Raw genomic sequence first — 8683 nt, 5'->3', positions numbered from 1 at the left:
TTGGCCACCGCATAGGGGCTACGCGGATAGAAGGGTGTCCGCTCGTGCTGCGGCACTTCCTGCACCAGACCGTATAATTCGGAGGTTGCCGCTTGGTAAAAACGGCATTTGTTGCCGAGGCCCAGCAAACGGATAGCTTCCAATAACCGTAAGGTACCCAAACCATCGGCATTTGCCGTATATTCGGGTGTGTCGAAGCTCACCTTCACATGGCTTTGGGCCGCCAGGTTATAGATTTCGTCGGGCTGTGTTTCCTGTACGATGCGGATAAGGTTCGTGGCATCGGTAAGGTCGCCGTAATGCAGCGTGAACTGGAGGTTGTTCTCATGCGGATCCTGGTACAAATGGTCTATACGATCGGTATTGAACAATGAGCTCCGGCGTTTTACCCCGTGTACGATATACCCTTTTTTGAGAAGGAACTCGGCAAGGTAGGCACCATCTTGACCCGTGATACCTGTAATTAATGCGGTTTTAGCCATGCGGTCAATGATCTTTTTTCAATACTGACTTCAATAGATATTGTCCGTATCCGCTTTTCAATAGCGGCCGAGCAACGGTGTCAAGCTGCGCCGCATCGATATACCCCATACGGTAGGCCACTTCCTCGATACAACCGATTTTCAGTCCCTGCCGTTCTTCGATAACCTGTACGAATTGCCCAGCCTGCATAAGGGAGGTAAAGGTACCGGTATCTAGCCACGCGGTACCACGGCTGAATATCCCAACTTTCAACCGGCCTTGTTGGAGGTAGACTTTATTGACGTCGGTTATTTCATACTCGCCACGTGGCGATGGTTGGATATGCTTGGCGATGTCAACGACGGAATTGTCGTAAAAGTACAACCCGGGTACCGCATAGTTCGACTTGGGCTGCGTGGGTTTCTCTTCAATGGACACCACACGATGGTCGCTATCAAACTCGACCACGCCATATCGTTCCGGGTCGGAAACCGGATAGGCAAAGACCACCCCACCCTCCGAATCGGCGCTCTGCTGCAGCAAACGCGACAGCCCCTCGCCATGAAAAATATTATCACCCAGTATCAGCGCCACTTTATCGTTGCCTATAAAGTCCTCGCCGATTACAAAAGCCTGGGCTAGCCCATTGGGCTCTTCTTGCACCTTATAGGAAAACGAACAACCGATTTGGGAGCCATCGCCCAATAACTTACGGAAAGCGGGCAGGTCATGCGGTGTCGAAATAATCAGCACTTCGCGAATGCCCGCCAGCATCAGGGTAGAGAGGGGGTAATAAATCATCGGTTTATCATAAACCGGCATCAACTGCTTGCTTACGGCAAGCGTCAACGGATGTAACCGTGTGCCGGACCCCCCGGCCAAAATAATACCTTTCACTTTTTATCTTTCTAATAAACAGAAAGGCAAAGCTATCAATTTTTAGGCGAACTGCTCCAAAAAGGTGAAAGATGGCCCTTATTGCGCAACGACCGAGAACGGAACCGTATAGACGCCCCACCGCAGGGTCACCATACCATCCTTATCTGCGGTAATGGCAAATTGTTCCACCGAGTCACCGGCTTCCGAAGGTGTAGCATCTACGCGCAAAGCGTCCTTCGATTCGTCGTATCGGGTTCCCCATTGGTCCCAAACCTTATTGAAAATAAGGGTAACCTTCTTTTCGCCGGGAATGGAGTAGAGGCTGTACTTTCCGGCAGCCAATGGCTGCCCCTGCACCAATACGTCTTCATTTACTTCAAAGGTTGTCGCTTCATTCGCGCCTGTGCGCCAAACCTTGCCGAATGGGGCAATCTCGACACCGATCTCACGGCCTTTCAAAGAAGGCTTACTGTAATGGATGTCAATCGTCACACCATCTTTTGTCGTTACCATGGTGCTGTCTGGCGGACTGGCCCGTTTGCTTTTGTCTTGCTGTGCGAAAGCAACGGTAGACATAACCACTACCGCCAATAGGGATAACAGGATTGTTTTCATAACACTTTTTTTTACTGGGTTCATCAATCATTTTTTTATTGGAGGCGTTCGAAATTGAACACCAGATAACCCGTTTGGCCATCCAAATCCAATGGCATCCGCATCGTTAACTGATCCGCATCGGCATACGACAGATCCAACCGGTAGCCAGCGGTAACGTTGCTCGGCTTATCGCCGGGGTAAATCTTCTTGAACTGAAATTTGGGTTCCCCATTACCGCTGCCAGGATTATAAATGGACCACACGATATTCCGCACAGCACCGGGCGCACAAAGTGTCCCTTCGGCATCGAATGTAATGCTACCCTTCCCGTTGTTGGGCAGGTTCCATACACTGCCGATAAAGCACTCGGCGGGCGCTTCTTCAAAAATCGTTTTAACACTGTATGCCGTAGGGAAGTTTTCCTTATCCACCGAATGCAATACCCATTGGCCCTTAACCCCCTTTCGCCACGAGGCTGCGGATGGAGCGCCATCAACCGCACCTTGCTTGGCGGTACAGGAAGTCAACAAAAAAGACGCCGATAAAAGGGCTACAAAGAAAAATAATGTTCTATTCATGGTGTTAAACTAACTAATGGATTACAAACTCAAGCTTTATCCAAGCCTTTTCATTATGTAAAGATAATGGATTCGGCTATAAAATGAATTATTTTTATGTGCGATACCAGATATTCACGTATGTTTGTTCACGAAAGACACGTTATCCAGCTCGCATGGCAACCCAGTCCAAAAACCATACCATCAGTCAATTCGCGGCAAAAATACTGGTCCGGCTGTTCATTTTGCTCCTATTGTTTGCTTTCGCACCCGTTGTTCTCGAACAGGAGGCCACCCGATCATACAGCGATACGTTTGTATACATCGAAAACAAGTGGGCACTTATATTCCCGGGGCTGCTTTTTGTAAGTTTCCTCGTATTGCTGTTCCTCACCCTTCGCCATAAATATCAAAAAACCGACCTCAATTGGATGCTTTCCTTAAATTCCGCACTCCTCATTGCCTACGTAACGCTGGTCTATGTTCGGCTCTATCCCATTATCTTCGGTTAATGCATGGCATGATAGTCGCCGCCTTTTTTTACCTTTGAGGCTTTTACTAGCCTTCCATGACAAAAAAGCAAATATGGCGAATATCGAAGACCGTTTTGAAGGTCTGCATTACCGCTGTTGCGTTGTACTGGGTATTCGGTAAGGTCGAGGCCGACTATCGCGAACAGGCGATGGAGAACATCAGCGCCGGCTCTGACGAATATCCGCTCAGCTTCTGGCAGTTTATCGGGCAAACCATTTCCGGCTCCAATCCGATCTTCTTGGCGCTTGCCTTTATGGCATATGGATGCTCGGTCGTGATTGCTTCGTCGCGCCTCAACGGTTTTTTCAAGGGTGTGGGGCTGGTGCTCTCAGAGCAGTATAACTTCAGGCTTTACCTGTTGGGGTTATTCTACAACCTCTTCCTGCCCGGAGGCGTCGGCGGGGACGGATACAAGATTTACTTCCTGCGCCGCAAATTCGAGGTGAAAGGCCGCAAACTCTTGTCGGCCGTTTTCTTTGATCGATTGAGCGGGCTATGGGCATTGTGTTTGATTACCGCCGCCCTGGTGGTTTTTATCCCACGCCTGCAGATCCCGAACCAAGTACCCATCGTGGTGGTGGTCATCGGGTCAGTTGCCTATTATTCGATTATCCGTAGATACTTCTCCGACTACAGTAAGCGGTTTTTCCACACCCACCTCAAAGCGTTAGGGGTACAGTCAATGCAGGTGGTCTGTGCGATTTTCTTACTCTATGCATTGGGTTTTGAAGGCAAGTTCGCACCCTATTTACTGATGTTCCTCGTTTCGTCTTTGGTTGCGGTTGTGCCCTTTACGGTTGGCGGACTTGGCGCGCGTGAAATGGTATTTGTCTTCGGTGCGAAATATTTCCAGCTCGACGCACATCTGGCTATACTCATCAGTTTATTGTTCTACCTCACATCGGCCCTATTAGCGGCATTTGGCTCATATTTTATTTTCCGTCCACAAGGATTGGGCGAAGACAAGCTCCCCGCCGCCACAGAGGCCGACTTGGAGCATCTCGATGATGATAACGATTGAATCAATGATAGCAGCATGGCAACTATTGTAATTACAGGGGCAAGTAAGGGTATCGGCTTCGAAACGGCATTGGCACTCGCCCATGCCGGGCATCGCGTGGTGGCCGTTGCCCGTTCGGGACACGGGTTGGAAAAGCTCCAGGAAACGGCACTCAAACGTTCCCCCGACATGCAAATCCTTCCATCCGTCTTCGACATTGTGCATGGCGATTACGAGAGGGAATTCCGCCCGTTTTTGGAGGAGAAGCTGGGGCAGGTAGACATATTAATCAATAATGCCGGCTCACTGATCAACAGACCGTTTGAAAACACTTCCCCAGACGACTTCTCAGCGATGCTGGAAGGTAATTTGTTAGGCCACGTACGCATGATACAGCAACTACTACCGTTGATGCCACGGGACGGCCACATTGTCAATATAGGTAGCATGGGCGGATTCCAGGGTAGCGTCAAGTTCCCTGGACTGGCAGCCTATTCAGCCAGTAAGGCCGCTTTACATGTGCTTACGGAATGCCTGGCCATGGAGCTCGAAAGCAAAGCGATCAAAATAAACTGCCTTGCCCTGGGTTCGGCACAAACAGAAATGTTGGCCCAAGCGTTCCCCCAATTCGAATCGCCTATCACCGCCCATGAAATGGGGGCTTACATCGCCCAATTCGCACTCACCGGGCACCGGCTCTTCAACGGCAAGATCTTACCGGTTGCCGTAACGACTCCATGAAATAATAGATAACTAGCGAAGCGATCTCATTGATACCCAAAAAAACAAGCATGGAATCAATAACTAGCGAAGCGATCTCATTGATACCGAAAAAAGCAAGCAAGGAATCAATAATTTATCTAAGTTTGCGACTTTCAATGGACATACTTAGGGCATAAGCATACATGAGAAAATTTGCCGGATACATCCTTTCACCTATTTTTTATCTGTTTTTCGGTATTATCATTACCGTGTTCCACCCCATACAATGGCTGTGCCTCAAGCTGGGCGGATACCGCGCACATAAACGATGTGTAGATATACTCAACCTATGCTTGCTGGGCACCTATTATGTATTGGGCAACACGGTAAAGTTTACCAACAGGCAGCACCTGCCGATCGGCAGGCCTTTGCTTTTCGTGGCCAACCACCAAAGCATGTATGATATCCCGCCGCTAATTTTCTTCCTACGCAGACACCACGGCAAATTCATTTCCAAAATCGAGCTGGCGAAGGGGATACCGAGCATATCGTTCAATCTGCGCCACGGCGGTGCGGCCAACATCGATCGGAAAGACCCCAAACAATCCATTGCCGAAATACTGAAGTTGGCCAATAACATGAAAACCAAGAATTGGTCAGCTTTCATCTTTCCAGAAGGGACGCGGGCCAAAACGGGCATCATCAAGCCGTTCAATGTGGGTGGCATCGCTACCATATTGAAAAAAGTGCCACAAGTGCTTGTCGTGCCTGTTGCCATTAACCATTCATGGCAGATGGTACGTTATGGCTTTTTCCCGCTTAATACGTTCACGCGGATGTCATGGGAAGTGCTGGCACCTATTGAGCCACAAGGCCGAAACGCGGAAGAGGTAGTTGCGGAGGTTGAAGCGAAAATCAGGGAAAAGATAACGAACTAATTGACGCGCCGTCCTTTCCACTGGTATTTGCCCAAATTGCCAGCTATACCGATATATACCATGTAAACGACATGCAGCAGTGTCAATAGGGGTAAGTATATCAATAAATCTACCCGGTTCGCAAACCGGCATAGGGGGTACAGGAAGAACGCTTCTACGGTCAATTTCAACGTCAAGGCGATAAGAAACCCACCCACGGCGTAACCGCCGACCTCGAAAAAGAGCGGTGCCAATCCCATAACCAACAACAGGAGGTTGAAGGTCCATATCGCCAAGCCCAACGCAACGATTCCTTTATTTTTATAATGTGTGCTTTTGGATGCCCACCGTCGCCGCTGGTTGATGAATCCCCCCAAGGTACTTTTTGCATCGGTATATACGATTGCCGCCTTCGATTTGCAAAACCCTATCCGATCCGGGTATTTCCCGGCCACTTTGTGTAAGAACAGTTCGTCGTCCCCCGACGCGAGGTGATCAATACCGTTAAACCCACCCAACTCGTAAAATATATCGCGCCGGTAGGCGAGATTCGCTCCGTTGCAGGTAGATGCGTGCTTTTTTCCGATGCCGGCCGCGCCAAGACCAATAAGGTATAGAAATTCCAGCGTCTGCAATTCTTCGAAAAAACCTTTTTGCTGCGAGTATACCACCGGTGAGGAGACCAGCACGTGCCCCTTTTCTTCGGCAAACGTGATGACCGTCGCCAGCCAATCCTTCTCCATCCGGCAGTCGGCATCGGTGGTTACGATGAAGTCGCCCGTTGCTGTCTCGATAGCCAAGGAAATTGCTTTTTTCTTATAAGAATTTAACGGTTCCGATTCGTTAAGTTTCAAGAGTTTCACGCCCTGTGTGGCGAACGAGCAAACCACGGCCGCCGTATGGTCTGTGGAGTGGTCGTCCACCACAATAACCTCCAGCAGTTCCTTCGGGAAATCCTGCGCCAATATATCCGAAAGGGTGCGCCCGATATTTGCGGCTTCGTTGCGCGCGGCAATCAGTATGCTTACCTTCGTCTTTGGTATCCCCTGCTTGGCAACGAATGGTAAGGCGAACCATCCAGCCCGCATATAACATACCAGCACCGCATATATTCCGGTGAATACAGCTAATGCGATACTAATTAGTTGTGTCGCCAAAGAAATTGATTTTAAAGACAAATACCGATCCCAAAATGGCAGGTAATATAAGGTTAATAAACCAGATACACGAAGCGATCGCCATCACAGCGATATCCTGGTCGGTAATATGCGCATACAAATAACTTGCTGTAACGCTGCGTACGCCGAAGTCAAATAGGTCGAGCGTCGGCAAAGCGGCCTGCACAAAAAACAAGATGAAAATAAGCAGCAGCATGGGCAAGAACGCGATATCCGGAATGATAACCAACATCAGGATACCATATTGGGATGTAAAGATCACGAACCTGGCCAGTGAATTCAGAAAAACCGTTGTTAGTTCCCCACGGCTATAACGGGTCAGGATTTCGAAAAAGCGATGGAATTTACGCAGGAACTTAATCCGTTGCATCCAGCTGTTTATCCAACGCACGTTGAAATACAACATCAGGAAAAAACCAGCATACAGACTGGCCAATAGCCAGATCGCCATACCCCCAAGGGCACTCACGTCAAAAAAGCGGTTCACAAACCATGCTATGCTAAGTGAGCCCGCCACGCTTGTCAGCACCAGTTGGGCCAGTGCCCCCACACCCATGGCCACCACGCCAAAAATACGCTTGCGGGGCTGTAGAAACATCACGCGCCCCCCATACTCGCCGATTCGGTTCGGTGTAAAAACAGCCCACGATAATCCGCAGAAGACAGACTGCGTAGCCCGCCATAAGCCAATCCGCTCAATTGGGCGGCACAGGTATCTCCACTTCACCACCTCCAAAAACCAGTTGGCAAACATCAGCGCCACAACCACAGACAGGGTAATTACCACCGTCTCGGTACCCAGTTGATGCATTAGCCGCTCAAATTCCTTCAGGTTTTGGTGATTGTTGAGCTTTTGATAGAGCACCCAAGCCACCAGGGCCAAAATGGCAACCTTCAGTGCAATGCCCAGTTTTTTCTTTGTCTTATTAGTCAAACCCGAATGATTCTAGCGTGCAATGTTACTAATTTATCCGTTCCATTCCCAATGGAATGGTTTATGGAATTGCAAGGCGAAACGCATCCATAATAAAACGGGAAGTGTTTGGCTTCCTGTTGGATAAACATAACGGCCGTTTGTTTTCATTTTTGTTCACTAATCTTCATCGTTATGGATTATCCAAAGCAGGATATCTTCGGCCAGATTTGGCTGGATATCGTTTTCGAGGGACGCAATAAACGATACGGGGCATACGTGTTGCGCCGCGATGCGTCAAAAACCGCCCTAATCGCATTGTTTATTGCGTCGACCCTTTTCGTGATGCTTCTATTAGCACCTCTTATTCGTCAACACCTTGTCCCCGGCACGGCGGAGCATTTCCATCCACTTGAGAAAACAGCTGTCTTCGAACTGACCCCGCCACCGCCTATTGACAAATCGCTCCCCGACCCACCAGCGGCGGATCGGCCAATACCCCGCACGAGCCAGGTCCGTATGCCTCCTCCCGCGGTTGTTAGCGCCGATCGGATTACCGAAGACCCGCCTTCGGCCGAAACGCTGAAATTGGCTAACCCTGGTCCGGAAACCATTTCGGGCGACCCGACAGCAGATATCCATATCGACATACCGCCGGGCCACGCTGATGGCGATGCGATGGTCACTGAAACGGGGGGCATAGGGAATGATCCGTTTATTTCTGTAGAAGTTGAGCCCACTTTTCCCGGTGGCATGGAAGCGTTTCTTAAATATGTACAGAAAAACTACCGATATCCTGCACAAGCAGTGGAATCAGGGGTGAAGGGCAAAATCATCCTTTCCTTTATTGTGGAGCGTGACGGTTCGCTTACCGATATACGGATTGTGCGCGACCTTAAATTTGGCACTGGCGACGAGGCTGTGAGGTTATTAAAGGCATCGCC

11 protein-coding genes are annotated in these 8683 nt (G+C 49.5%); 5 read left to right on the top strand and 6 right to left on the bottom strand.

All coding sequences use genetic code 11. The features are described 5' to 3' along the window. The 4 genes from ACO1NT_RS05265 to ACO1NT_RS05250 all read right to left on the bottom strand — a co-directional run. On the bottom strand, window positions 1–482 hold a 482-nt coding region (locus ACO1NT_RS05265), incomplete at its 3' end, for a GDP-mannose 4,6-dehydratase (RefSeq protein WP_449047373.1). Between the two features lie 4 nt (window positions 483–486). Next, on the bottom strand, window positions 487–1359 hold the full coding sequence (gene rfbA / locus ACO1NT_RS05260) for a glucose-1-phosphate thymidylyltransferase RfbA (protein ID WP_449047372.1): 873 nt from the start codon (window positions 1357–1359) through the stop codon (window positions 487–489). Window positions 1360–1437: 78 nt separating this feature from the next. Next, window positions 1438–1956 carry a DUF2911 domain-containing protein gene (locus ACO1NT_RS05255; RefSeq protein ID WP_449047371.1) on the bottom strand — a complete coding sequence of 173 codons (519 nt, stop codon included), beginning with the start codon at window positions 1954–1956 and terminating at the stop codon, window positions 1438–1440. A 35-nt stretch (window positions 1957–1991) separates the two neighbouring features. Then, window positions 1992–2516, bottom strand: a complete 525-nt coding sequence (locus ACO1NT_RS05250; protein ID WP_449047370.1) for a lipocalin family protein — start codon at window positions 2514–2516, stop codon at window positions 1992–1994. 155 nt (window positions 2517–2671) lie between these two features. On the opposite strand from ACO1NT_RS05250, the gene ACO1NT_RS05245 reads away from it, so the two are divergent. The 4 genes from ACO1NT_RS05245 to ACO1NT_RS05230 all read left to right on the top strand — a co-directional run bounded on the left by ACO1NT_RS05245 (window position 2672) and on the right by ACO1NT_RS05230 (window position 5669). Beyond that, complete coding sequence (locus ACO1NT_RS05245; RefSeq protein ID WP_449047369.1) at window positions 2672–3007, top strand: hypothetical protein; 336 nt, start codon at window positions 2672–2674, stop codon at window positions 3005–3007. 95 nt (window positions 3008–3102) lie between these two features. Next, window positions 3103–4050: a lysylphosphatidylglycerol synthase transmembrane domain-containing protein gene (locus ACO1NT_RS05240; protein WP_449047368.1), complete on the top strand. Its 948-nt coding sequence runs from the start codon at window positions 3103–3105 to the stop codon at window positions 4048–4050. Window positions 4051–4065: 15 nt separating this feature from the next. After that, window positions 4066–4770: an SDR family NAD(P)-dependent oxidoreductase gene (locus tag ACO1NT_RS05235; protein ID WP_449047367.1), complete on the top strand. Its 705-nt coding sequence runs from the start codon at window positions 4066–4068 to the stop codon at window positions 4768–4770. 164 nt (window positions 4771–4934) lie between these two features. Then, entirely contained in the window at window positions 4935–5669 is a 735-nt protein-coding gene (locus tag ACO1NT_RS05230) for a lysophospholipid acyltransferase family protein (protein ID WP_449047366.1), read from the top strand. Here ACO1NT_RS05230 and ACO1NT_RS05225 read toward each other — a convergent pair. Together ACO1NT_RS05225 and ACO1NT_RS05220 are read right to left on the bottom strand one after the other, a co-directional pair. Then, window positions 5666–6805 carry a glycosyltransferase family 2 protein gene (locus ACO1NT_RS05225; protein WP_449047365.1) on the bottom strand — a complete coding sequence of 380 codons (1140 nt, stop codon included), beginning with the start codon at window positions 6803–6805 and terminating at the stop codon, window positions 5666–5668. The genes ACO1NT_RS05230 and ACO1NT_RS05225 overlap by 4 nt on opposite strands. Next, window positions 6786–7760 carry a hypothetical protein gene (locus ACO1NT_RS05220; protein ID WP_449047364.1) on the bottom strand — a complete coding sequence of 325 codons (975 nt, stop codon included), beginning with the start codon at window positions 7758–7760 and terminating at the stop codon, window positions 6786–6788. Before ACO1NT_RS05220 ends, ACO1NT_RS05225 begins: the two co-directional genes overlap by 20 nt. Before the next feature lie 174 nt (window positions 7761–7934). On the opposite strand from ACO1NT_RS05220, the gene ACO1NT_RS05215 reads away from it, so the two are divergent. Next, a partial coding sequence (locus ACO1NT_RS05215; RefSeq protein ID WP_449047363.1) for an energy transducer TonB occupies window positions 7935–8683 on the top strand: 749 nt, incomplete at its 3' end.

It is taken from the genome of Parapedobacter sp. (assembly GCF_053550995.1).
Note: the sequence above shows the minus strand (reverse complement) of the source record. Positions and strands in the feature narration are given on the sequence as shown.

Excerpts from the sequence above, each read along its gene's own strand:
- ACO1NT_RS05255 (WP_449047371.1), bottom strand. The coding sequence starts at position 1,956 with ATGAAAACAATCCTGTTATCCCTATTGGCGGTAGTGGTTATGTCTACC.
- ACO1NT_RS05250 (WP_449047370.1), bottom strand. The coding sequence starts at position 2,516 with ATGAATAGAACATTATTTTTCTTTGTAGCCCTTTTATCGGCGTCTTTT.
- ACO1NT_RS05245 (WP_449047369.1), top strand. The coding sequence starts at position 2,672 with ATGGCAACCCAGTCCAAAAACCATACCATCAGTCAATTCGCGGCAAAA.
- ACO1NT_RS05235 (WP_449047367.1), top strand. The coding sequence starts at position 4,066 with ATGGCAACTATTGTAATTACAGGGGCAAGTAAGGGTATCGGCTTCGAA.
- ACO1NT_RS05230 (WP_449047366.1), top strand. The coding sequence starts at position 4,935 with ATGAGAAAATTTGCCGGATACATCCTTTCACCTATTTTTTATCTGTTT.